The sequence below is a fragment of the Butyrivibrio sp. AE2032 genome (assembly GCF_000702965.1).
The window spans coordinates 129,006-152,723 of sequence record NZ_JNLF01000007.1 but is presented as its reverse complement, the minus strand read 5'-3'; the positions used below and the strand labels follow the sequence as shown (position 1 = coordinate 152,723).

The window sequence follows — 23,718 nt, the reverse complement described above, 5'->3', positions numbered from 1 at the left end:
GGATTTGTTTGCCCCAGGAAGGTATCATTATCTTGTGAGATTGTATTCTTTTATCAATTCAGGAGGGCAAAATGAAAATATTTAAAGTTACAGATTCGGAATTTACTAATTACGGAAGGATTATTGAGGGGTACGAAGAGGAGAAGAAGCAGATTGAGGATGCTTTGAGAGAAAAGACTCCAGTTCCTGAGGGAACAGATTATGTGGCTGAGGAAAAGGCTCTTCAGGAGCTTCCAGCAGCTGATAAGATCAGCAATTCACTCTTTGGCGGATCACCAATGCAGTTTGGATGGTGCAATGGTCACAATACCAAGCTCAACTGCCTTGAGTATCATCGTTCAAGCGAGATAAATCTTGGTGCTACAGACTTTATCCTTCTTCTGGCAAAAAGAGAAGAAATAGTTGATTACAAGATTGATTCCAGCAAGGTTAAGGCTTTCCTTGTACCTAAGGGAGTGATGGTTGAGGTATATGCAACAGCTCTTCACTATGCTCCATGCCAGGCTCATAAGGATTCTGGCTTCCAGGTTCTTGTTGGTCTTCCAAAGGGCACTAATGTTGGAATGCCTTCATTTACACCCGGCAATCAGGAAGATAAGCTTATGACAGCTACTAACAAATGGCTCCTTGCTCATGCAGAGGCTTCCGAGGCTAAAAACGGCGCCTGGGTTGGAATCACAGGTGAGAATATCGATATTGCAGCAGATATCTAATTATTAAAAAAGTATAAAGATAACGTTTTCGTAATGTTTTGACCTTTACTTCGTATGTTTTTACTGCTATATTTGAGGACGTGGCGTCTAATGACCGGCGGTCATTTTACCGGCAATGTCATACGAGGAGGGGGAGACATGGCGACGTTTGATACAATTTCTTTTGAGGGCAGGAAGTATCTGGCTAGATGGATTTCAGTTAATGGGAGTATCTACCTGATGGTAGATGAATCCCTTGAGGAAAAGCTCAGGGGGAGACATTTGAGCAAAAGAGCGCTGAAAAATCTTCCAGACCTGAATGCTATACTGTATTCTTCAGTGGAAATGCTTTTCGAAAACGAAGATGTACTTAACAACTTCGCAGAGATGCAAGTGTTGGAATCAAAGTTTCAAAAGAAATATGCGTAATTACTTGATGGAACGGAATGAATCATTAAGCAAGCACAGGAAAATCGGGAAATACCCTTGGGGCTTTTCCGGTTTTTTTGTTTGGGGTATAATAGATGTACACCAAAAAAAATGTTACTAATTATGAGGCGGAATATATGGCAGACAGAGAAGATTTGATCAACCAGCTGGCGGCAAGAATGGGTGCAGGTGACTTTGCACAGACTAAGTACAATGAGTCTCGTTATGATCCAAAGACAGGGACCCTTTATTGTGATGGTATCATGATTACCAAGCCTGTTATTGAGAAGGCAGAGCAGTATTTCAAGGGCCTGAAATCAAAATGCAGCTACGCGGATCCTGCATCGAGAGAAATGGCTATGATCTATCAGGTGGCCATCGAGGGAATAAAGGTCATAAGAGAGAGCGGACAGGAAACAATGAAGGAAGACCGCAGCTATTCATGAGGTTCATAAGCCCTCACCATTATGGTGGGGCTTTTTTGTTTCTCTCATTTATCTATATACAACTAATTATTTATCGATAATTTATAAAACTGTGATAGAATAGTATTAGGTGGAGTCTCATCTTTACTATTTTTGGAGGCAGAGCTGGATGATCAGAACGGCTTTTATCATACTATTTGCCATACTGATAGCTACATTGCTTATTTGCGGCCTTGTTTCCTTACGGTCAAAAAAGGCTATAGGTAAGTCTGTTTTCCTGTTATGCCTATCTTTAATTCCCCCTGTTCTCGGAAATATGATAATCGTGGGTGCAACTACCAGAAATGTCGCTCTGGTGGGCTGTTATACCTACTATATTGGCATGGATCTTATCATGTTTGCTATGGTAGGTTTTACCAACGAGTATTGCCGTGTAAAAAACGCAAAAGGTGAGCGTTCTACCAGTGTTCCAACCTGGATATACTATCTCCTGACGATAGATGTGGTTCAGATGTTTTGTAATATACCTTTTGGACACGCATTTGTCATTCATGAAATTGAAGCATACGGAAAACCTTATTTTATAATGACCCCTTTGCTGGGGCAGGTCTTCCATCGAATCGTCTGTTATGGCGCCATGGCTATGGTAATGATTGTCTTCATTATCAGAAGCATCAAAGTACCAAGGGTCTATAGAGAACGCTATATCGTGATACTGATCAGCATGATCATCGGTACTATTTGGCAGACCTACTATATCTTTTCACAAACACCCATTGACAGATCAATGGTGGGGTTTGCAGTCTTTGGACTATTGATTTTCTACTTCTCAATTTATTACAGACCACTTAGGCTTTTGGACAGTATGCTTGCGGATATTATCTCTGATACAAGGGTTGCAATCCTGCTTTATGGACCGGAGGGAAGATGTATTTGGGCAAATGAGGCAGCGATGCGACTTACAGGTAATGACGGAACGGATTACGAAAAAGTATCAGCTGCTCTAAGAAACTTTTATAAAAGGATCGGAGAGCTTCTTGAGAATCAGGAAGTTGAGTTTGATGTGGGAGTATCTGAAAATGAGCGCTGCTATGTGATTGCCAGGGGATATTTCCATGATAGCAAGGGCAAAGTTCTTGGTTCCTATGTCAGAGTGAGAGATATCACAGAAGAAAAACAGCGCATAGAGGCTGAGCTTTTTGCAGCAAATCATGATGCCCTGACAGGAGTATATAACAAGGAATATACCTTCAAAAAGATATCCGATAAGCTAAAACAGCATGAGCTAAAGGACTACTATATAGCTGCTATCAACATCTGCGATTTCAAGATGTTTAACGATGCTTTCGGCAGGGAATTCGGCGATGAAGCCCTTATACAGGTTGCTAACTGGCAGAGGAAGTACTCTGATGAGAACTGTATATATGGAAGAATATCAGGTGATACCTTTGGATCATGCCTGCCAAAGAGGATGTTCATCCAGGATATAGTTGAGAGGGACCTTGCCTGCTTTGAGGTTGAGCTTGGAGATACAAAACAGCATCTGGTCATCCATCTCGGATTCTGCGAGATCGAGGATGGAGACGAGGATGTAGATGTTTTATTTGACAGAGCATTCATGGCTTTGGATTCCATTAGGGATAATTACAAAAGACATGTGGCCTTCTTTGATAAGAAGATCAGGGATAAGATGATCTGGAATCAGGAAATCTCTGCGCAGCTTGGAACAGCCATCAAAGAAGATCAGATTATTCCTTACTTACAGCCAATAGCTGACAGGAACGGAAAGATAGTTGGAGCTGAAGCCCTGGCCAGATGGATACATCCTGTGTATGGATTTATGCCTCCATGTGATTTTATCCCTCTTTTTGAAGAGAATGGCATGATTGTTGATCTTGATAAACATATATGGGGATGGGCGTGCAGGATATTGTCAGAGTGGGAAAAGAAATATCCGGATCTTTTTATTTCTGTGAATGTTTCGCCTAAAGATTTTTATGCTGCAGATGTTCTTGCAGAGGTAATGAGACTTGTTATTGAATATGACATAGATCCCAGAAATCTCCGCATAGAGGTGACGGAGAGCAGTATGATGAGAGACACCGACGATAAGATGAAGGTTCTGGAGGAGTTCAGAAAACAGGGCTTCATTGTCGAGATGGATGATTTTGGAAGTGGATACTCGTCTCTTAACATGCTTAAGGATATGCCTGTAGATGTTCTTAAGATCGATATGAAGTTCCTGGGCAAAGGAAGCGACGAAGAAAGGGCCAATATAGTAGTTAAGAACGTAATCAGACTTTCCGAGGACCTTGGAATAGTTTCTTTGACTGAAGGAATTGAGACGGTCGAACACTTCAATATCATAAATAAACTGGGATGTATATTGTTCCAGGGATACTATTTTTCCAAACCATTGCCACTAAGTGATTTCGAAGCCCTTCTTGATAAGTCTTTATAAAAATAAAACCGGGAAAGACTCTTTTGGAGCCTTTCCCGATTTTAAGAGAGAAAAAAGTTATGTAATGAAGGTCAATCGTCTAAATCGAAATCGATGATCTGTCCGTTAGCTACTGAAATGTCGTACTGATATTCATATAATCCAACGTAGAATTTTACTTCCCAGATTTCCATTCCGTCGTCGAAATCCTTTTTAACTGTTGGGAAGAGAACGTCACTCTTTTTGTATCCTGCATGATCGAGTGCTACCTGAAGAGCCTGATCCTTTGTGATGCCTGTGGTTGCAACTGTAGTAGCAGCTGTGGTAGCTGTTGTTGCCTTAGGAGCTGTGGCTACGATATTTGTCTCCATGTCCTGGTCAAAAGAGATAATTGCTCCGGTAGCTGCGTCGATCTCATAATCATATTCAGTGGTTCCTACATAGAACTCAACTTCATACTGAGTTCTTCCGTCATCTATTTCCTTACTTTCTTTTACGAAAGTAACCTGGTCTGCTTTAAGTCCTGAATTTTCAAGGGCAATTTTTTTAGCCTGATCTATTGTGATATTTCCTGCTGCGAATGATGTGATAGGTGCTGCTGTAAAGATCATTACTGCTGATGTGATAACTGTTGTTGCTGTTGCGATGATATTCTTCTTCATATTCGGTTCTCCTTTTCTCTCTTTAGCCTTTTCTCTCTTTTCTTCCCCTGGGGAAGTGGTTTGCTCTTTTCTTGAGTTAATAATAACAGTACAATAATCACAGAAGTGTCACACAAATTGTGTGATAAAAAATACTAGATTTTTAGGCAAAAAACGAGGAAGGATCCAGGATGAAAATTTACGTTGACTTTGACGATTGTCTTTGCGAAACAGCAAAGAGCTTTTCCAGGCTGGTGGAAGATATGTATGGAAAAAGAGTTCCATATGAAAATATGAAGTATTTTAGCCTGCAAAAAACATTTGAACTTACAGATGATCAGTACGATGAGATGATGATAGCAGGGCATCAGCCTGAGGTGCTTCTTTCTTATGATGAGACTCCGGGGGCTTCTGAGACTATAAATGCCTGGCTGGATGCCGGACATGATGTGAGAATAATCACCGGACGTCCAAGTCTTACCTATGATGCATCCCGTGGTTGGCTTGATCAGCATGGACTGGAACGGGTGGATCTGTACTGCCTGAATAAGTATGGAAGGGACCACTTTTTCAAAAACAGTGAATTTACCATAGAATTAGAGGATTATTATAAGATGCATTTCGATGTCGCCGTAGAGGATTCACCAAGTGCATTCAAATTCTTCGACCATTTGCCGGAGTTAAAGGTACTGGTTTTTGACCGACCTTGGAATAAGAGCTGCGAATTTCCGTCGGATAATTATGTTCGTTGTACTGACTGGGAGATGATAAGAGGTATTGTAGGCTGATGACAGATTGGGAAAAAGAAATCCGGGCAAAATATAGCGATCTGGTGAAACATCTGATAGAAAGCGACATGTCGATCACGACTATGGAAAGCTGCACCGGTGGGCAGATAGCGTCTCTGATAACTGATACGGAAGGCTCTTCCGCAATCATAAAGGGGGCATTTGTTACCTATAGTAATGAAGCCAAGATCCGAATTGGAGTTTCCAAGGAGACAATCCGGGAGTATGGCGTTTATTCAAAGGAAACAGCTGTTGAAATGGCCAGGGTATGCAGAGAATACTATGACGCTGATATAGGAGTTGGCGTAACAGGCAGCTTTGGAAATACCGATCCAAATAATGAGGACAGTGTTCCCGGAGAAGTTTATTTTGCAATTGCCACAAGGAATGAGATAAAAAGCTTCTATTTTAAGGTACCTGAGCAACCATCAAGACTGTATTACAAGCTTTATATGGCAGATAAGATTGTCGATGAACTTCGCATTTGATGAGAAGATGAACAGCAACTGAAGTTGATAAAAGGTTTAAAGCACTAGAAAGGAATCCGATATGAAAAAATACTTCTCTATATTGTTTGCGATGATCATGACAATTGGCCTTATGGCTTGTGGAAGCGTGGCGCCTCAGCAGACGGCTTCGGTTTCTGAGGGGAATAATGCCAGTGCTGAGCCTGCTGTTCTGGGGGCAAAAAAGAAAGCTAAAAAAGTCGACTATGGCAGGATCCTTTTTGTGGGAGATTCCAGGACTGTAGACATGTTTTCTGCAGATGAGTGGGAATTAAGAAACCTTCAGAGTGATGGAATGTCAGTGTATTGCCAGAATTCCTGTGACTTTTCTTTTCTTGTAGAAGTGGTAGATGAATATGGGGTGGATAACTTCGACACTCTTGTGAGCTGGATGGGATGCAATGACAGAGGAGATTTTAGCCAGTATGGCCCCTATTATGACCAGTTGATCGCCCAGGGAAAGAAAGTAGTTGTCTGTACCGTGGGACCTACACAGGATGAGTATCTCAATAAAGGAAACGGCGATAGTATAAATTATGTTGATGCCAATCAGGTCAAGTACAATGACGCTCTTAAGGCATGGGCAAAAGGGCAGGGCGTAAAGGTCATAGATCTTTACACCTTCATCAGTAAGAGCAAAACTATCACAATAAGTACAGAGGATGGGATCCATTATTTCCCACAGCCGACAACAGAGCTGTGGAGCTATGTGCTGTCATCTCTCAAGTAGAAAGCATATACACAGATTAGCGTATTTCATTTATAATCTTAGTATTAAAAAGTTGGGTGTGAATACGTAGAAAATGGGGATTAAAAATGGCATCACTGGAAGAAGCAAGAGAAATTTTTTCAAAAGATCTGTACGCCACGGAGTTATCAGGCATACAGATTGATGAAATAGGTAAAGACTACGCAAAATGCAGCATGGAAATCACAAAACACCATAGGAATGCATATGGTGGGATAATGGGTGGTGCAATCTACACCCTTGCTGATTTTGCTTTTGCTGTTGCATCTAATTATGATAAAGAGACTGCAACCGTAAGTCTTGTGGGACAGGCGACTTTTCTTTCAGCCAGCACAGGAACTAAATTGTTTGCACAGGCCAGACTCATGAAGGATGGTAAAAGAAACAGCTTTTTTGAGGTTACGGTAACGGATGATATGGAAAAGCTTATTGCCATAGTATCATTTACCGGTGCACATGTGCCTTTCAGAAACTAAAACCGTGCATGAGAAGAAGTACAATACTTCTTCTTTTTTTGTAGCACAAGACCGGCAAGCGAATGGATGCTTGCATACAAATTCATTTGCCGGTCGTAAGAACATGGAGCATGAAATGCGGAATGTTCGTGTGCGAAATCGAGTAGGAGTCAGCCTACTACTCGATTATGAGTCTGCAGAAGCTTAATGGAGATACGTACATGAAAAAAAGATTATCGAAAACCTTGTTGATCGTTACAGCAACAGTTTTTATTGTGACAGCATGTGGCAAAAATACAGTACCGTCAAACACGGCCACGCAGGCTGATGGTAATGCGCCATCTGCTTCAATAGAGAACAGCGCTGATAATGCCGGAATAGAATCTGGGACACCTTGGCTTGAACAGGGATTTGGACTGACAGGAAAGTAAAAATGACGGAAACAAAGAAAAGCATCTGGTCATACCTTCCCATAACCTTTTTGACAGCGCTGTTTTGCTGTGTGTTATGGGGGAGTGCTTCACCAGCTATAAAAATAGCATATGATATTTTTAAGATTCTGCCGGAAGATACAGCTTCAAGGATAATGCTTGCAGGCGCCAGATTCCTTCTGGCAGGAGCGATGACAATAGTATTTGGGTCGATCTTATCAAGGAAAATGCTTATTCCGCAGAAAGGCTCTTTTAAATATATTGCTGTGCTTTCCCTTCTTCAGACAGTAGGGCAGTATTTTTTCTTTTTCATGTCCCTTGCTTATATAAGTGGTGTGAAAGGTTCAATTATAAATGCGTCCGGGAACTTTCTGGCCATAATCGTCGCAGCGTGTATTTTCAAGCTGGAGAAGCTCACTGTTCGTAAACTGGCAGGATGTGTTGTGGGATTTTCAGGAATAATTTTGGTACTTGGCGGATTTAAGACCTTATTTGATGGTAGTGCCATATCCTTCCAGGGAGAAGGGGCGATGCTGATGGCAGCTTTGTTTTTTGCCTTTTCATCCTGTGTTATAAAGATTTTTTCCAGATATGAAAATCCGGTAGTTCTGAGTGGCTATCAGTTTATGTTGGGAGGTCTGGTTCTTTTTATAATTGGAGCTATTATGGGTGGGCACCTGTATTTTTATAGTGTATCCTGCGTATACAATCTGGTCTACATGGGATTTATTTCCGCTGGCGCTTATACACTTTGGGGAGTCCTGTTAAAGCACAACCCCGTCAGCAGAGTGTCCATATTTGGATTTATCAATCCTGTGATGGGCGTAATGTTATCGGCACTATTTCTTGGAGAAAATAATGAGGCTTTTTCCATTACAGGATTAATGGCGCTTCTTTTGGTGGCTGCTGGGATTGTTATAGTGAATACAGGAGCAGAAAAATGAGTATTTCTTTTGTGCTGAACTTATGAAATTCATTTCTCAGAAAACGTGAAATAGGGCCAAAAATCTCGCTGATATTAACATGTATTTGCTAAAAGGATTCGGATATAATAAATTATCATCTCTTTAAGCTTAGATTAAGGTTTTAAGAGCATAATACAAAGAAAAAATAGTTGAAAACATTCTTCATAATTTTGGAGGTATCAAAATGGACAAGCTTAAACAATTTAGCTCGCAAGCTGTATATAAACTGGCGCGGTTTATGTACGGACGAAATGGATATGACAATCTTGCAAGATTCTGCAATATGATCTCAATAATGCTTCTGGTTCTAAATCTATTTGCAGGAAGTGCTACGATATACATCCTTTGGTTTTTGTCCTTTGGTTACTCGCTTTTCAGAGTTTATTCAAAGAACATTCCTAAAAGATATGAAGAAAATCAGAAATTTCTATCTATGACAGAACTTCCAAGAAGGTACCTTAGCCTTTTGAAACTCCAGATTAGAGATAGAAAGGTGAGCAGATACTATATATGCAAGAACTGCCATCAGCAGATAAGAGTTCCAAAGGGGAAGGGCAGAATTGAGATAAGATGCCCAAAGTGCAGTGAGAAGTTTATTAAAAAGACCTGATATGGTCGGAGGAAATGGTTATGATGACGTTAGATCCTTATAAAGTTCTTGGGGTTGCTCCCGGAGCATCAGATGAAGAGATAAAAAAAGCTCATAGAAGGCTTGCAAAGAGATATCATCCGGATCTTAATCCCGGAGATGCAGCTGCAGCAGAGAAGATGAATGAGATAAACGCTGCGTACGATATCCTTACAAAGCCCGGTGCTGAAAGGTACCATCAGGCTCATACATATACTGAGGAACGAACATACACTCAGAGGGAGGAAAATCCTTTTGAGGGCTATCAGACATACTGGCAGTGGAGTAGTACTGATAATAGTAGGGGCTATAGTAACACAAATGAAACCTGGAATACATGGAATAACTGGAACATGTGGAATAACCGGACTCCGGTGTACCGTGGTTCCTTCGTTTTTAAGCTTATCAGGTGGTTTGTCATTATTCAGATCTTGTCCATGGTATTCAGAATGTTCCTGTTCTTCTGAGGATGGTTTTGGTGCTCTCAGAAAAGGTAATAACTACGCTGAACCTTAAGGAGCATCGGAGTGGTTACCCAGGAGACATATCTTTTCAATGGAACAATAAAAGAAAACCTTCTGTATGCCAAGGAAGACACCATAGGATTCTGAGCATAAGTCAGGTATCCCGGCCCATTTTCCTCTCTCGCTTATTTTCATACATCAGCATATCTGCCCGTTGCATGATCTTCTGAACAATATTATCTTCGGCAGGATCATAGATGGCAAAACCCTTTGACAACCATACTTGTTCCCAGGGTTCATCAGCTGATGCATTTATTTCATCAATGACTTTGTCCAAACGACCCAGAAGGAAATCCAGATTTTGGAAATCTTCGTTTTTCAAAATGATAAAGAACTCATCACCACCAACTCTGTAAACAGGGCTTCGTTTGAATACATCACTGATGGTACGACAGGCTTTCTTTAGATAAATATCGCCTTTATCATGCCCGTACTCATCATTGATGCGCTTTAGGCCATCACAATCAAATTCGCCCAGTGCAAAATTCGGATCTACAGATCCGTTATTAATCTGTTCCTGCAGTTCTTCAATAGCAAGCAAGAAGGCACCATTATTTCTTACATGAGTAAGTGAATCGATAAAAGCCTGCTCATTCAGTGCGTTGATATGAGCTTTCATATTGCCGGATAGTTTCTTGAATGACTTCGTTAGTCTTCCAATTTCATCATCTTTGTCATAGTTGAGATCAACGTCAAAATTTCCTTTGTCTATCTGCTCCGCAGCCTCGGTGAGCTGCACAAGGGGCTTGGTTATTAATCCCAAAGAGAGCATTAAAAAGATACCTGCAGCAATTAGTGCAATTATGGCGCAAATAAGAATGTTTATAATAAGCCCACGCCATTCACCCTGGGTTTCGCTAATTGGAACGGTTATGTTAAGATACATGCCGTTACTGAGAGGCAGCCACACTGCCTCCTTAAGCACACCATTATAGGTGTACTGAACAGATGAACTCGTGGCTTTATTACTGTAGGGCATTTGTTTTGTTATGCCTTCAGGAAGATTTGCCACATCAATATAGGGATGATAGAAGAGAGTTCCATCAGTATCGCTCAGGAATGCATATCCGTTATCGTAGAACCTTATGCTATCAACTTCTTTTGCCATTGCAGAATAGTCGAGCTCTATTCCTACCACACCTATAAACTGATCCTTATAGTAAATTGGCGCATCATAGGAAATAACACGGACATCAAGGTTATCTGTGATGTAGGGAGGAAGCCAGATGGATTTACCTTCAAATTTTGGAACGGTAAACCATACCAGTTTTGAGGTATCGTTTACATCATAAAGTGTGATATCTGTCACTTCATGCTCGCTAAATCCCTTACCGTCAAGATTTGTATACCAAAAGCCCTTGACTGTGGATGAGATGGAAGGATCAATACGATAATAATAAGTCAGAACGCCATCTGTATGGGAAACAACAAAATCAAAGTATTCCCTGGCATTTTCCATATGTTCTTCAAGCTGCGCATCTTCAAGCCCTTGCAGATCGTTTTCTACAAAGGCAGTGATATTGTTAACCGAGTTCTGAACACTGTCAAAATAGAAATTCAAACTATACTGCCCATTTTCGCATAGCATAAGGAGCAGCTGATCAGACTTACGGCTTGCAGTATTGCGTATGAAAATCGCGCTAAGCATTGTTATGACCAAAATGACTGCAAATATCACACAGAGCATTGTAACGGCCAGCTTTGTCCTTAATGAACGCATTACATCTTCTCCTAAAAGAACTATCGGTAGCTGCCATAGGTTTTTTAAAGCTTTTTTAATTGTGCCTCATTTTTGTGCAACGCTTAAACGTCAACTACTGTATATTCTATCATAAAAAGATGTTAACACGATAATATGGCAGCTTTTCTTTATATATATTTAAGAATAAAAGCGAGCGAAATATAGTATTATTTATAGTGGGTGAATGTTTAAAGTGATAATTATGTCTTCAAGGAGGAAGGTTATGTCCGAGAGGCAGAAGAATATATTCAGAAAACTTCTTATTGTAGCGGTTTCTCTTGTGATTGCAGGTACCAGCAGTGGATATTCTACGGATAACGGGATAAAAGCGGGCGATACCAATAGTGTGGTGGACTTTGAACATAATCTAGATGATTATGTGCCTGCCAAGAAGAGATACAACTTCTACTTTACTTACAAGATAGTTCATCCGTGGTGGGATGCTGTTGCGCTTGGAATGGAGGATGCTCAGAAAAAATATCTTGAAAAGGGCATTGTCATTACCTATGAGTACATGGCTCCGGATGCAGTTTCTTATGAGGATCAGACTAATAAATTATTACATGCCCAGGAAGGTGATTATGATGTAATCGGAGTGGATGTGGCAGATGAGGAGAAGATATCTCCTGTACTGGATAAAATGGTGGATTCAGGCTATAAGGTCATGACCTTTTCAAGCTCTGATGCAGCTCCGGGCAGCAAGAGGATTGCTTACGTTGGGAATACCCATAACTATCAGGATGGTGCAGATCTAACAGAAGAACTATGCAAAAAACTTGGCTACAAGGGCAAAGTGGGTATACTCGTTGGAAGCTACGGAGCTCCTTGTCATGAAGACAGAGCGAAGGGGGCAAAAGATACTATAGCTAAATATAAAGATATGGAAATAGTAGCAGTGGAGTATGACATGGACTCCATAGACAAAGCCTTCAAACTGGCTGTAAAGATGCTAAAGGACAATCCTGATATTGCCGGTTTTGTATGCTGCAATATGAGTAATCCAGTTGGAGCTGCCAGAGCGGTTACTGGACTTGGAAGTAAAGCAGTAATAGTGGGAATGGACCATGATCAGGAGGCACTTCATTACCTTAACAAGGGCGTGATCTATTGCCTTGGAGTGCAGGATTGCTTCTCAATTGGCTTTGATACTATACAGGTTGCGGTAAAAATAGCAGATGGAAATATGCCAGGATCTCTTTTCCCGGACAAAACTGATGAAAGAACAACTATTATTTATCAGGAAGATGCAATACCAATGCTTGAAATCTTGTATGGAGACTCTACGCAATGAAAAGGATAAGGATTACTGAAAAGGCAGTGACTATAACTGCGGCGATAGGAAGTGTTCTTATCATGGTAATGGTAATCGCCAATACTTTTTGGGCTTCTAAGCAAGCTGTTTCGTCTACCAATCAGGCAGTTTCTGCTGTAAGTGCATTTTATCTTGAATCAATGGCAGACAGACGCGCCAAGACAATTGCAAACCTGATCGACAATAATTTTGACTACATGGAAAAGGCTGTAAGTGTCATAGATGAAGAAAAGATAGAATCCCAGGAGGATCTTCGCGCTGCTATCGGTAAAATGAAGAGGCTCTTGTCCCTTAACCGTTTTGCGCTGGTAGATGAGGACGATATAGTTTATACGCAGTATACCACGTATACCGGAGGAAGCAGACATGCATTCCTTGCGAAGAAAACTTTGGAAGGCAGAATGATAAGCACAGTCTTCAATTATGGATCATCTATAGATCTTTGCCTGGCAATCCCGGTTGATATAAAGATAATGGGCAAACAGTTTAAAGCATGCTTTGTTCAGATCGATATTAATGACATAGTTGAGCTGCTTGCTTTTGATGATCAGGAAAGTACGCATTTTGCGCTGTATTCTACAAATGGAGGCAATATATCAGATACAGAGCTTGGCCAGATTATTGGAACGAATAATATTTTTGATGCCACAAGCGGAAATGTGTCAGTGGAAAAGTGGAATTCATTTCGCGATGATTTTGCGAATAATAAAAGAGGAACGCTGACTTTTAGCATAAATGACATAGTGGATACGATATGCTATGAACCTGTTCCTGGCACCGGCTGGGAGCTGGTTTTAATGATCCGCGAGAGCGTTATTCAGGATCAGATCCAGGAGATCAGTGAAAAGAGCCTTAGGACCAATAATAGGCAGTTGTTATTCCTGCTTGTAGTAGCTTCGCTGTTTTCGGCCATATTATTCTATATGATAAGGCGCGTTGCTAACGAAAAACTTGATGAAGAAAAAGAACACAGCAAAGTCTTCAAGAGTATGGCAAATACTGATTCGATGACAGGAGTCAGAAATAAACATGCCTACATGGAGATGGAAGCCCAGCTGGACAGTCGGATCCGTGAAGGGGCTATTGATAAACTGGCGCTTATTGCATGTGATGTAAATGGGCTGAAATATGTCAATGATACAAAGGGACATGCTGCCGGAGATCAACTTATCAAAGATGCAAGTGCACTTATCTGTGATATTTTCAATCATGGTTCTGTTTATAGAACAGGTGGAGATGAGTTCGTAGTTCTTTTGCAGGGTAAAGGATACGATACCAGGGATGAAGCAATTGCGGCCTTTAATAAACAGGTAGAAGAAAACATCGGTAAAGATGAGGTTGTTGTTTCTATTGGCCATTCATTACTTCAGCCGGGTGATGCTCAGTTACATGATGTGTTTGAACGAGCAGACCATATGATGTATGACCGCAAAAAAGAATTAAAGAGCATGGGAGCAAAGACCAGAGAATAATGGAGAATATGGGGAGTAAATAAACTAAGATATTAATTTTGTATTGGTGGAGACAATATATTTTTATTCAAATTAGCACTCTCTATTGACGAGTGCTAACTGTGGTGTTATACCATAAGTAGAACAAAGGAACAGAGAAGACCGTTAGGACTCAGAGGTTCCAATGATCCAAACCCTCCGTCCCAATGCTCAATGACAGTTAACAAATTGTTTTTGCGCAAAGGAGGTAATCATTATGTTAGCACCCAGTATTTTTGAAGAGAATTTTATTGACGAGCTGTTTGGTTTCCCTTATTTGAAGGAATTCGACGGCATGGAGCACGACATGGAGCGTAAGCTCTATGGCAGAAAAGCATCAAGGATGATGAAGACCGATATCCGGGAAAAAGATGATAACTACGAAATTTCAGTAGACCTTCCTGGTTTCAAAAAAGAGGACATTACAGTTGAGCTTGATAACGGCTACATCACCATTAGTGCTTCTAAGAATCTGGATAAGGAGGGGAATAACAAAAAAGGAAAACTCCTTAGACAGGAACGCTACGCAGGATCCATGACGAGGAGCTTCTACGTTGGAGAAAACGTCGAAAAGGCGGATGTTGATGCCAACTACAGACATGGAGTTCTAAATCTGATAATTCCTAAAAAGGCTATTGAGAAAAAGATTCCGGAAAAGAATTTGATAGCTATTGAAGGCTAATACATAGTATCACTCTCTAAGCCCGCCACTGCTTAAATAGTAGTGGCGGGCTTAAATATTTAGAGGACCCAATGGACTGAAATGACGTGATTTGATAAAATAGAATCAAATATAACATTTCTTTTTTTGGAGGGCAGGATTATGGAAGTAACAAGTACAGTTCATGTCACTGAAGAAGAGGTGATCTACGAAGGTCAGGAAGAATCGGCCCTGTTTACTGATAATGTCAGCGAACAGAAAATAGTACCGGAGATTTCAAAGAAATCAACGGTGGCGTTTACCGAACGGGAACGATTGTGGGAAGGCATGAAATGACCTGATTATAATTTCGAGTTAAAACGGGCGCAAAATGGAGGCAATGCTCTGTTTTGCGCCTGTTGTGTGTGATTTGTATAGAGAAAAGAGAAAGAAAAATGAATTCAAAGCGATTATTTGTCATTGCCCTTTTATTTGCAACAGTGATAGTTACTTCTTGTGGAAGCCAGGAATTTGCAGATGATTCCGGTGTGGATTCGACTAACGTGCTAACAAATGTAACTGTTAACACATCCGTGAGAAAGACCGGACAATATCCTGAAAATTTTGTTCTGACATTTGAAAAGGAGATAAGAAATGCAAACGTTGCTCCGGAGTCATTCCATCTGTCCGGAGAAGCCGGATATTGGGGAAGTGATGACACAAGGAGCTTTGAAGCTGTTTTTTCAGCTGCAGAGATTAAAGGCAATACACTTACGCTTACACCGGACAGTTTTCCTGAGAAGTATTTTTATGTTAGACAGTTTAAGGTAGATTGCAGTGAAGATTCTACGTTTGACTTTTCCAGCAGTGATATATCTGAAGTCATCACCCCTGTGGCAGATGATTTTGAAACATATACTTCAAATGGAAGTGTTTCTTTTGATTATCATCTCTTTGACCCTAAGAAGTCTGAACCAATGCCTGTCGTCATCGTATTCCATGGATACGGAGATACAAACAATCTCCTGACATACAGGACTGCTGTAGAGTGGGGTGAGCCGGAGAACCAGGAAAAGAGACCTTGCTTTGTTCTGGCTCCTGTCATAGACGATAATACATATTTCTCTTCCAAAGGAAGGGATGAAGTATTTACATCTGTACATGACATAATCGGTCAGATGATTTCTGATGGCAAAGTTGATGCCGATAAGGTGTATGTTATGGGCAACTCCTTTGGAGGTCTGTCAACGATTGAATATGCTGAAAAATATCCGGAAGATGTCGCGGGCGCACTTGCACTGTGTCCAGCGCTTAACTATTCAAATAATTCTTTACTTAACCTTAAGAACATGGTGAACGTTCCGGTGTGGTTTGCACACGCAAAAAACGATAACACCATTCCGGCATCTAACAGTGAAACAGCTGTAAAAGCGCTTGAAAACCTGGGAGCCAAAGAGGTACGTTTTACAGAGTACACAGATGAGGAAATGAATGCTGCTGGCGCAGATTCTGCTCCTGATGCAACATACAGCTATCATCACGTGGAGCTTGTCGTGATGGAAGATGACGCATACATGGAGTGGCTGTTCGAACAATGAACAAGGGGATGATGAATTGGATTCATAACGATGATGATAGGGAGTTATGACAGACATGGATCTATTACAGGCAATTGCTGAAAAAAATATTGATAGAGTAAAAAGCATCCTTGTTGACAATCCAAATCTTGTGAGCAAGGAGGCTCTGTTTAGTGCAGCAGAAACAGGAAATCTTGAACTTGTAAGATATCTGGTCGAGTATTCGCGGATAAGTCTTAATGAATTCGATGATCATCACAGGAATGTGCTTCACTATGCGGCTAAATGTGGTAGTGTCGATGTATTCAGATATCTTGTTGAGAAGTGTGGCATGGATCCATTTGAAGGAGACCAAAGTCTTAAAACAAGCTGGGACATAGTCCATGAAACAGGGGCAAAAGAGATTGAGGAGTACCTGGAAGAACATTATGGCCATAAATATGAAGACTATTACAGGAATCCTGTGAGAACAGGCTTTTTCCCTGACCCTTCCATATGTCGTGTGGGGGATGATTATTATATGGTCAATTCCTCATTTATCTTTTTCCCATGCATCCCAATATCTCATTCAAGGGACCTGATCCATTGGGAGATAATTGGTCATGCCATCACAAATCCGGACTGGGCGTATCTTGATGAGCTCGAAGGCGGGAGAGGCTACTGGGCTCCCGATATTTCTTTTTATGAAGGAAAGTTCTACATCACTGCTACATACAGACTAAATGACGTTCCACCAGTCTACAGGAGGCAAATGGTAGTGTCTTCTGATAAGCCACAAGGGCCATATTCTAAGCCGGTATTCATTGATGAGGACGGGATTGATCCCAGTATTTTCAATGATGATGATGGAAAAAGATATATGCTCCTTAACAGAGGGGCAAGGATATTTGAACTGGATAAAACCGGGACAAAAAAGATATCCGAGGCGCAGCTTCTATTCTATGGCGACCATAAGAGAGCGCCGGAGGGACCACATCTTTATAAGAAAGACGGCTATTACTATCTTTTGGAAGCTGAAGGAGGTACGGGGCCAGGCCACAGAGTTACCGTTTCCAGGTCAAAAGAGCTTTTTGGCAACTATGAACCGTGTCCATACAATCCAATAATGAGACAGGAAGATCCTGATGCTGCGTTGCAGAGATGCGGACATGGTGATCTTGTTGAGACGCAGGATGGAAGATGGTATATGGTGTATCTGTGCGGAAGGTCTATAGGGAAAGGATACAGTATCCTTGGCCGCGAAACTGCGCTTGATCCTGTCACGTGGACTGCAGATGGATGGCCAATTGTAAACAATCTTAAAGGGCCATCTGCCATGCAGGTAAAGCCTTATGCAGATTCCATGGGCGAGGGCCAGTCGGGAATTTCAGAGTGTGGACTGCCATTTGATTATATGACTCCAAGGCCTTTTAAAAAGGGAGACGTTCTTTACGACGAAGAAACCGGCACTTTTTTGGTGAAGGGTAGCAGAGCACCGCTCTCCAGTGTAGATGGAAGGAATATAGTGCTTAGAAGGCAGACAGCGTTTTCTTTTGTTTATGAGGTAACACTTGTTATTCCTGAGATGTCTGAGAGCCAGAGCGCTGGAATAACAGGATACTATGATGAGAATACTTATCTGGAGTTTGGAATAACTTCCAGAGTGGGCAAGCTGTATCTTTATTCTAACGAGCACATCGGAGATGAAGACAGTTATGAGATAGCACAGGAAGCGATTCCTTTTGGGACAAAATCTGTACGGCTTAAAATGACTGCAGATTATCTGGAACGAAAGCTGTCTTATTACATAGATGGTAGTGACAGCGAAAGGCTATTCACAACACTAGATAATGTTTATTATCTATGTGATGAAGGCATTAAAAGGGGCAAGCGTTTTACCGGTGCACTTGTAGGAATGTATGCCTTTGCGGGAGAAGATGATCTGATTGTGAAGTTTACTAAGGAATGGTATTCTTTCTGACACTGATTGAAGCCAACAGACTAATTTGGAGCGAATAAAATGAGTGAGATAAAAATAATATTCTTTAGGCATGGTGAAACTATCAGCAACGTTGAGGGGAAGTGTGCAGGAAGGACAGATATTCCTGTAAGCGAGGAAGGGCTTGCGAAGCTAAAAGAGATAAAGGGTGGCTATGAGATTCCAGATGTCCAGCTTGTCTTTTCATCCCCGGCGAAAAGAGCTGTTACAACTGCAAATATGTATTACCCAGACAAGGCACCAATACTATTAGAACAACTATGGGAAGTGGATTATGGATCTGTTGATAATGAGCCTATAGATGTACTATGTAAGGCTATTGGGAAAGATAAGTATTTCACTAAGGGCCCATCAGTGATATATCCAGGTGGAGAAAGCTATCTGGAAGCCTCTTTTAGGATAAGAGCGGGGATTACCAGGATTATCAGCACATGCATAAGTGAGAACGCGAATAGTGCAGCTATTTTTCTGCATGGGGATATAATGGACACTCTCTTTGGGGTATGCCTAGAAACAGATAAATCCCGGGATGAATTCATTCTATGCCCTAATGGCATGGGCTATAGGTGCAGGGTAGACAGCGAAAAGTGGTTTGAAGATCAAAAGATTTATTTTGAAGATTTCATCCCAGAAGGGGCGCCTCGACAAAAGCCTGAGGACTCGCCATATTTTTCGGGAAGAGTCTAAATACTATTAGGCTTTGAATAGTTAAAAAAGGAGAGATTATAGTCCATACCGCTTAATATAAGCTTTTCGACTTTAATATTTCGCAGTTTTTTATGTGAAATGTCTTTTTCAAAAAAAGCGAAATAACATATTGCTTTTCGCTGAAATGATCATATAATCCTAAATGTGAAAGCCATATAATGAATTCATCAACAAGCAACAGATGACAATGGTTATTTGGGAAAGGATGGTGAGAATCATGTTGTCGCTGCTTTTTATCATATTTTTCTTATGGATCTTTGGAAAAATGATTGGCTTTGCATTTAAAGCAAGCTGGAGCATCATCAAAGTTATGTTTACACTGGTGTTCCTTCCACTTATTCTTATGGGGCTTGTATTTAAAGGATTTGTTGTCATTGCATTGCCGGTATTGTTGGTAGTTGGGCTCATCAGTCTTTTGGATAGAGCCTAAATATGAAAGGAAAAAGACATGACAGGGGATAAAAGATTTAAAAAAGTTTATTCACAGGGAACAGTTAATGTAACAGAGATTTGGGTAGACCAGGACACAGGCGTTAACTACATATTCCATGCAAGTGGATATGCTGGAGGACTTACACCCATGCTGGACAGGGAAGGTAAGCCGGTAATCAGTCCAGTTGAAAATAGGTAAACACTTATTAAGAATGGAGGGAAAAAGCAATGGGACTTATCTGGGGACTTATACTTGGTGCAATTGCTGGATTTATTGCCAGCAAGCTTATGAGTGAAGATTCAGGAATGATCAAGAATATTCTTCTTGGTATAGGCGGTGGTTTTGTAGGAGGGCTTGTGTTTAAGCTCATCGGATTTACTGCCACAGGTTTGATTGGCAGCCTTATTGTTTCGACAGTAGGTGCTTGCATCTGTATCTGGGCTGGAAGAAAGCTCTTTGAAAAATAGTACTCGGCAAAGCGGTCTGTGAATGATGATTCATGGATCGCTTTTTTGTGTGCTATTATTATCCTATTCATAAAGTCAAGACGTTATTTCTTTTCCCTCAGATGATAAAATAAAAAAGAATTTGTTGGAGGGGGAAGACAATAATGAATCAGCTTGATAAAGAGATTAGTGTAATCAGGGCAGATGGCCAGTTTGACAGCATGGAGGCAAAAGAAATTACGATGCCTGATTATGATGACCAGCCATATGGAGAAGATAATGTATTAGTCAGGGCGTCAAAAAGAAGGGCATTCCTGGCGTCATCATCAAGACTTTAAATAGCTTAGAATACCTTATGGATCCGCTCGCTTTTGTGGGCGGATTTTTGTTACAATTCTATTGTAAAATGGTTTTATATCAAGGAAAAAAGGATAACATAAGATAGTCGATATTTTTTTGTATGAAAGAGGATCTTTTGATTACTGATATAGATTTCTGGGCCAAATACGGCCAAAAACTCAATGACCAGCAAAAAGAGGCAGTTCAGACCATTGATGGACCTGTCCTGCTTCTGGCGGTTCCGGGAAGCGGTAAGACTACAGTATTAGTCAACCGATTAGGATATATGCTTTATAGCAAAGGAATAGATCCGGAGCATATCCTTACACTTACTTACACGGTGGCTGCCACAAGGGATATGGCAGACAGATTCAGGAGTCTCTTCGGAGATGAGATGGCAGATCGATTGGAATTCCGCACTATCAACGGCATCTGTGCCAAAATAATTGCTCATTACGGTAGAATCATTGGCAAAAACTCTTTTGAACTGGTAACAGACGAGAAAATAACAGGAAAGCTCCTGACAGACATATTTGTAAAGGTGGTAGGGGAATATCCGACTGAAAGCGATATCAAGGCTATAAGGACGCTTATTACCTACTGTAAGAATATGTGCCTTGAAGAGAAGGAGATAGAGCAGCTTGGAAGAGACCAGGGATTTGATCTTTTCAGGATATACACTGCTTATAATAGCGAGCTTAAGGCCAGGAGCCTTATGGACTACGATGATCAGATGATATACGCCTACAGGATGCTAAAGGGCTCCAAGGACCTCCTTGCTTACTATCAGGGTGAGTACAGATATATCTGTGTTGATGAAGCTCAGGATACTTCCAAGATACAGCATATGATCATATCTCTTTTGTCCGGAGCAAATGGGAATCTATTTATGGTGGGAGATGAAGATCAGAGTATCTATGGTTTCAGGGCAGCTTATCCAGAGGCTCTCCTTAACTTTGAAAAAGAGCATCCGGGAGCCAAGGTCCTTGTCATGGACAAGAACTACAGGTCCAATGCCAGAATTGTAGAGGCTGCAGATAAGTTTATCCAGAAGAACAAGGATCGCCATGAAAAGCATATGTGTGCTACAAAAGAGCCTCAGAGCGATATAACGATTACCGAGTTAAACGCAAGGGAATCCCAGTATAGCTATCTTTTAAAGGTAGCAAGAGACACAAAGACTCAGACGGCTGTGCTTTACAGGGATAATGAGAGCATTCTGCCATTGGTGGATATTCTTGAGCGTGAAGATGTACCCTACAGGATAAAGAACGTGGATATGGCTTTCTTTACCCACAGAGTTGTTATAGATGTCGTGAATATGCTTAAGTTCGCACTTTTTCCTGCGGATCCTGAGCTGTTCATGAAGATATACTTCAAATTCCAGGCATTTCTTAGAAAGCCTGATGCTGAGGCCATGTGCGAGATTGCAGATGAGCGTCATACAGGCATCTGGGATGCTGCTGAATATATTGATATCAATAAACGTGTACTTGGTAACTGCAGGTCTCTTCGCACACACTATAGAAACATGGCCTCGGAGTCACCATTTAAAGCCATTAATAGGCTTGAAAACTATATGGGATATGGTGAATATCTTGATTCCAACAACATGGATACGAACAAGTTATTCATCCTTAAGATGCTGGCTAAGAACGAGAAGACCATAGAAGGCTTTCTTGATAGGCTCGAACAGCTAAGGATCCTTCTTACGGAAAAGACTCCTGATTACAGTGCAAAGTTTATCCTGTCTACCATTCATTCCAGTAAGGGCCTTGAGTATGACTCAGTCATCCTTATGGATGTAATAAATGGTGTATTCCCCAATAAGGTCATTAGGGAAAAAGATAAATCGGCCACCTCCCAGGACAGGCGAGACTTTGAGGAAGAGCGAAGGATCTTTTATGTAGGAATGACCAGGGCAAAAGAGAAGCTGACCATTTTTAAGTACGATGATGCAGCATCCGTGTTTGTAAAAGAGCTTACTGCCAAGGAAAAAGAGGTGAAGGAGCGAGGGAAAAAGAAAGTGTCGCTGAAAGAGCCCACAATGCTGCTTAAGAAGAAGCCAAAAGCAGTGTTGACTCCGGCAGAGATTCCGGATCAGCTGATCATAGGCGAGAGAGTAACCCAGCCTAAATATGGGGAAGGTACCATAATAGACGTATCTTACGATGATGACGAGATCCCACTAAAGTTTACTGTGCAGTTTGACTCTGGGGATGAGAAGATTTTTCTCTATCCTGTGGCGTTTAATATGGGCATGAAGATAATTCACTAACACTTAACCGCAGCAAGAGCTGACGGATATGAGAAGTTCATCATGTTTTGCGTTATCCGCCAACATCGCTTTGGGAGAGTTGAAATTGAAAATCATTCTATCACCTGCCAAGAAAATGAATACAGACACAGATACACTTGCTCACGAAGGACTTCCTGTTTTTCTGAATCAGACAGAGGAAATTCTCAAATGGCTCAGAGCGAGGTCCCGAGAAGAATTACAAAATCTCTGGGGAGGTAAAAGGAAAACTTGTCATTAAGGGAACATATGCAAAGATGGCCAGAGGAGAAATGGTTCGGTTCATGGCTGAGAATCAGATTGAGGATCCTGATGGGATTAAGAAGTTCAACAGACTTGGCTATGTTTACAGAGATGATTTGTCAGGAGACAGAGAGATAGTTTTTGAGAGGCGGTAGATATGCTAAAGACAATTCTTTGCTATGGTGATTCAAATACATACGGATATGTTCCGGAGACCGGAATGAGATATCCGAGAGAGGTTAGATATCCGGGAAAACTTCAGATGCTTCTGGGCGATGATTATGCAGTTATAGAGGAAGGCTGCAATGGTAGAACAACAATTCATGATGACCCAATTGACGGATGGAAAAATGGCCTTGACTACTTAAGACCATGCCTTAATTCACATAAACCGATTGACATAGTGATCCTGATGCTTGGCAGCAATGATCTTAAGTATACTTTTCATTTAACTGCCGCGCAGATAGCAGACAATGCCGGAGTGCTGGTTGATGTAATCAAGGATTTTACCGCAGAGAAACAAGGCTTTGTCCCCAAGATCATACTTGTGTCTCCACCTGAGATTGGAACGGGGATAAGGACGTCCCCATTTTATGGAGCTTTCTACGAAGAGGCTATAGAAGAATCGAGAAAATTTCCGGAATGCTATAAAAAAGTTGCTGACGAAAAGGGCTGCATCTTTTTTGATGCGGCTCAGTATATATACCCGTCAAAGACGGATTCGCTTCACCTTACTCCGGAGGGACACAGGATTTTGGCTGAGGAACTGAGCAAGGTGGTTAAATCTGTCTTATAAGAGAGAGGATGCAAAAGAAGCATTAAAAGAAAAAGAACATTAAGGGA

General features: G+C 41.2%; 27 protein-coding genes and 1 pseudogene. 26 read left to right on the top strand and 2 right to left on the bottom strand.

All coding sequences use genetic code 11. From position 1 onward, the window contains the following. Positions 1–71: 71 nt before the first annotated feature. The 4 genes from BO18_RS31100 (at position 72) to BO18_RS31085 (ending at position 4,007) form a co-directional block, all read left to right on the top strand. The gene (locus BO18_RS31100; protein ID WP_034452815.1) at positions 72–713 is read left to right on the top strand and encodes a DUF4867 family protein; all 642 of its coding nucleotides are present in this window, start codon (positions 72–74) and stop codon (positions 711–713) included. Between the two features lie 138 nt (positions 714–851). Next, positions 852–1,121, top strand: a complete 270-nt coding sequence (locus BO18_RS31095) for a hypothetical protein (protein WP_034452814.1) — start codon at positions 852–854, stop codon at positions 1,119–1,121. Positions 1,122–1,258: 137 nt separating this feature from the next. After that, complete coding sequence (locus BO18_RS31090; RefSeq protein WP_081861352.1) at positions 1,259–1,567, top strand: hypothetical protein; 309 nt, start codon at positions 1,259–1,261, stop codon at positions 1,565–1,567. Between the two features lie 148 nt (positions 1,568–1,715). Next, positions 1,716–4,007, top strand: a complete 2,292-nt coding sequence (locus BO18_RS31085; RefSeq protein WP_034452811.1) for a putative bifunctional diguanylate cyclase/phosphodiesterase — start codon at positions 1,716–1,718, stop codon at positions 4,005–4,007. Between the two features lie 71 nt (positions 4,008–4,078). Here BO18_RS31085 and BO18_RS31080 read toward each other — a convergent pair whose 3' ends face one another. Continuing rightward, positions 4,079–4,648, bottom strand: coding sequence for a PepSY domain-containing protein (locus tag BO18_RS31080; RefSeq protein ID WP_051689350.1), 570 nt, complete (start codon positions 4,646–4,648; stop codon positions 4,079–4,081). A 170-nt stretch (positions 4,649–4,818) separates the two neighbouring features. Here BO18_RS31080 and BO18_RS31075 point away from each other — a divergent pair, with 170 nt between their 5' ends. The 8 genes from BO18_RS31075 to BO18_RS36400 all read left to right on the top strand — a co-directional run bounded on the left by BO18_RS31075 (position 4,819) and on the right by BO18_RS36400 (position 9,615). Further along, entirely contained in the window at positions 4,819–5,415 is a 597-nt protein-coding gene (locus tag BO18_RS31075) for a 5' nucleotidase, NT5C type (protein WP_034452809.1), read from the top strand. Then, positions 5,415–5,903: a CinA family protein gene (locus BO18_RS31070; RefSeq protein ID WP_034452808.1), complete on the top strand. Its 489-nt coding sequence runs from the start codon at positions 5,415–5,417 to the stop codon at positions 5,901–5,903. The genes BO18_RS31075 and BO18_RS31070 overlap by 1 nt, the downstream gene beginning before the upstream one ends. A 61-nt stretch (positions 5,904–5,964) precedes the next feature. Next, positions 5,965–6,651, top strand: a complete 687-nt coding sequence (locus tag BO18_RS31065; RefSeq protein ID WP_034452806.1) for an SGNH/GDSL hydrolase family protein — start codon at positions 5,965–5,967, stop codon at positions 6,649–6,651. Positions 6,652–6,737: 86 nt separating this feature from the next. Continuing rightward, entirely contained in the window at positions 6,738–7,145 is a 408-nt protein-coding gene (locus BO18_RS31060) for a PaaI family thioesterase (protein ID WP_034452805.1), read from the top strand. Between the two features lie 200 nt (positions 7,146–7,345). Beyond that, positions 7,346–7,555, top strand: a complete 210-nt coding sequence (locus BO18_RS31055) for a hypothetical protein (RefSeq protein ID WP_034452804.1) — start codon at positions 7,346–7,348, stop codon at positions 7,553–7,555. Between the two features lie 2 nt (positions 7,556–7,557). Further along, on the top strand, positions 7,558–8,499 hold the full coding sequence (locus BO18_RS31050; protein ID WP_034452803.1) for a DMT family transporter: 942 nt from the start codon (positions 7,558–7,560) through the stop codon (positions 8,497–8,499). Positions 8,500–8,704: 205 nt separating this feature from the next. After that, the gene (locus BO18_RS31045) at positions 8,705–9,130 is read left to right on the top strand and encodes a hypothetical protein (RefSeq protein ID WP_051689349.1); all 426 of its coding nucleotides are present in this window, start codon (positions 8,705–8,707) and stop codon (positions 9,128–9,130) included. A gap of 20 nt (positions 9,131–9,150) precedes the next feature. Then, positions 9,151–9,615: a J domain-containing protein gene (locus BO18_RS36400; RefSeq protein ID WP_051689348.1), complete on the top strand. Its 465-nt coding sequence runs from the start codon at positions 9,151–9,153 to the stop codon at positions 9,613–9,615. A 151-nt stretch (positions 9,616–9,766) separates the two neighbouring features. On the opposite strand, the gene BO18_RS31035 is transcribed toward BO18_RS36400, so the two are convergent. Then, on the bottom strand, positions 9,767–11,392 hold the full coding sequence (locus BO18_RS31035) for a diguanylate cyclase domain-containing protein (RefSeq protein ID WP_034452802.1): 1,626 nt from the start codon (positions 11,390–11,392) through the stop codon (positions 9,767–9,769). A gap of 244 nt (positions 11,393–11,636) precedes the next feature. Between BO18_RS31035 and BO18_RS31030 the strand changes: the two genes are divergently transcribed. The 14 genes and pseudogenes from BO18_RS31030 (at position 11,637) to BO18_RS30975 (ending at position 23,671) form a co-directional block, all read left to right on the top strand. Further along, positions 11,637–12,704 carry a substrate-binding domain-containing protein gene (locus BO18_RS31030; RefSeq protein ID WP_242856638.1) on the top strand — a complete coding sequence of 356 codons (1,068 nt, stop codon included), beginning with the start codon at positions 11,637–11,639 and terminating at the stop codon, positions 12,702–12,704. Next, complete coding sequence (locus tag BO18_RS33870; RefSeq protein WP_051689347.1) at positions 12,701–14,197, top strand: sensor domain-containing diguanylate cyclase; 1,497 nt, start codon at positions 12,701–12,703, stop codon at positions 14,195–14,197. Before BO18_RS31030 ends, BO18_RS33870 begins: the two co-directional genes overlap by 4 nt. 235 nt (positions 14,198–14,432) lie before the next feature. Further along, entirely contained in the window at positions 14,433–14,897 is a 465-nt protein-coding gene (locus tag BO18_RS31020; RefSeq protein WP_034452801.1) for an Hsp20/alpha crystallin family protein, read from the top strand. Between the two features lie 141 nt (positions 14,898–15,038). Next, positions 15,039–15,212, top strand: a complete 174-nt coding sequence (locus BO18_RS35310) for a hypothetical protein (protein WP_185752652.1) — start codon at positions 15,039–15,041, stop codon at positions 15,210–15,212. Positions 15,213–15,310: 98 nt separating this feature from the next. Next, positions 15,311–16,453, top strand: coding sequence for a dienelactone hydrolase family protein (locus BO18_RS31015; RefSeq protein WP_034452800.1), 1,143 nt, complete (start codon positions 15,311–15,313; stop codon positions 16,451–16,453). 55 nt (positions 16,454–16,508) lie between these two features. Then, positions 16,509–18,392, top strand: coding sequence for a family 43 glycosylhydrolase (locus BO18_RS31010; RefSeq protein WP_034452903.1), 1,884 nt, complete (start codon positions 16,509–16,511; stop codon positions 18,390–18,392). Positions 18,393–18,431: 39 nt separating this feature from the next. Next, positions 18,432–19,097 carry a histidine phosphatase family protein gene (locus BO18_RS33865; protein WP_051689346.1) on the top strand — a complete coding sequence of 222 codons (666 nt, stop codon included), beginning with the start codon at positions 18,432–18,434 and terminating at the stop codon, positions 19,095–19,097. 469 nt (positions 19,098–19,566) lie between these two features. Beyond that, positions 19,567–19,749: a DUF6440 family protein gene (locus tag BO18_RS30995; protein ID WP_034452799.1), complete on the top strand. Its 183-nt coding sequence runs from the start codon at positions 19,567–19,569 to the stop codon at positions 19,747–19,749. 29 nt (positions 19,750–19,778) lie between these two features. Next, a complete protein-coding gene (locus tag BO18_RS30990) occupies positions 19,779–20,018 on the top strand; it encodes a GlsB/YeaQ/YmgE family stress response membrane protein (RefSeq protein WP_034452798.1) in 240 nt (79 codons plus the stop codon). 143 nt (positions 20,019–20,161) lie between these two features. Beyond that, entirely contained in the window at positions 20,162–20,335 is a 174-nt protein-coding gene (locus BO18_RS35305) for a hypothetical protein (protein WP_185752651.1), read from the top strand. Between the two features lie 137 nt (positions 20,336–20,472). Beyond that, positions 20,473–22,614, top strand: coding sequence for an ATP-dependent helicase (locus BO18_RS30985; RefSeq protein ID WP_242856637.1), 2,142 nt, complete (start codon positions 20,473–20,475; stop codon positions 22,612–22,614). A 28-nt stretch (positions 22,615–22,642) separates the two neighbouring features. Next, the gene (yaaA, locus tag BO18_RS36695) at positions 22,643–22,873 is read left to right on the top strand and encodes a peroxide stress protein YaaA (RefSeq protein ID WP_034452796.1); all 231 of its coding nucleotides are present in this window, start codon (positions 22,643–22,645) and stop codon (positions 22,871–22,873) included. Next, positions 22,860–23,030, top strand: a pseudogene (gene yaaA, locus BO18_RS36690) (peroxide stress protein YaaA); the annotation flags it as partial. The gene yaaA (BO18_RS36695) and the pseudogene yaaA (BO18_RS36690), both read left to right, overlap by 14 nt. Before the next feature lie 2 nt (positions 23,031–23,032). Beyond that, positions 23,033–23,671 (top strand): SGNH/GDSL hydrolase family protein, encoded by a 639-nt coding sequence (locus BO18_RS30975; protein WP_034452795.1) that lies wholly within the window; start codon positions 23,033–23,035, stop codon positions 23,669–23,671. The last annotated feature ends 47 nt before the right edge of the window (positions 23,672–23,718 follow it).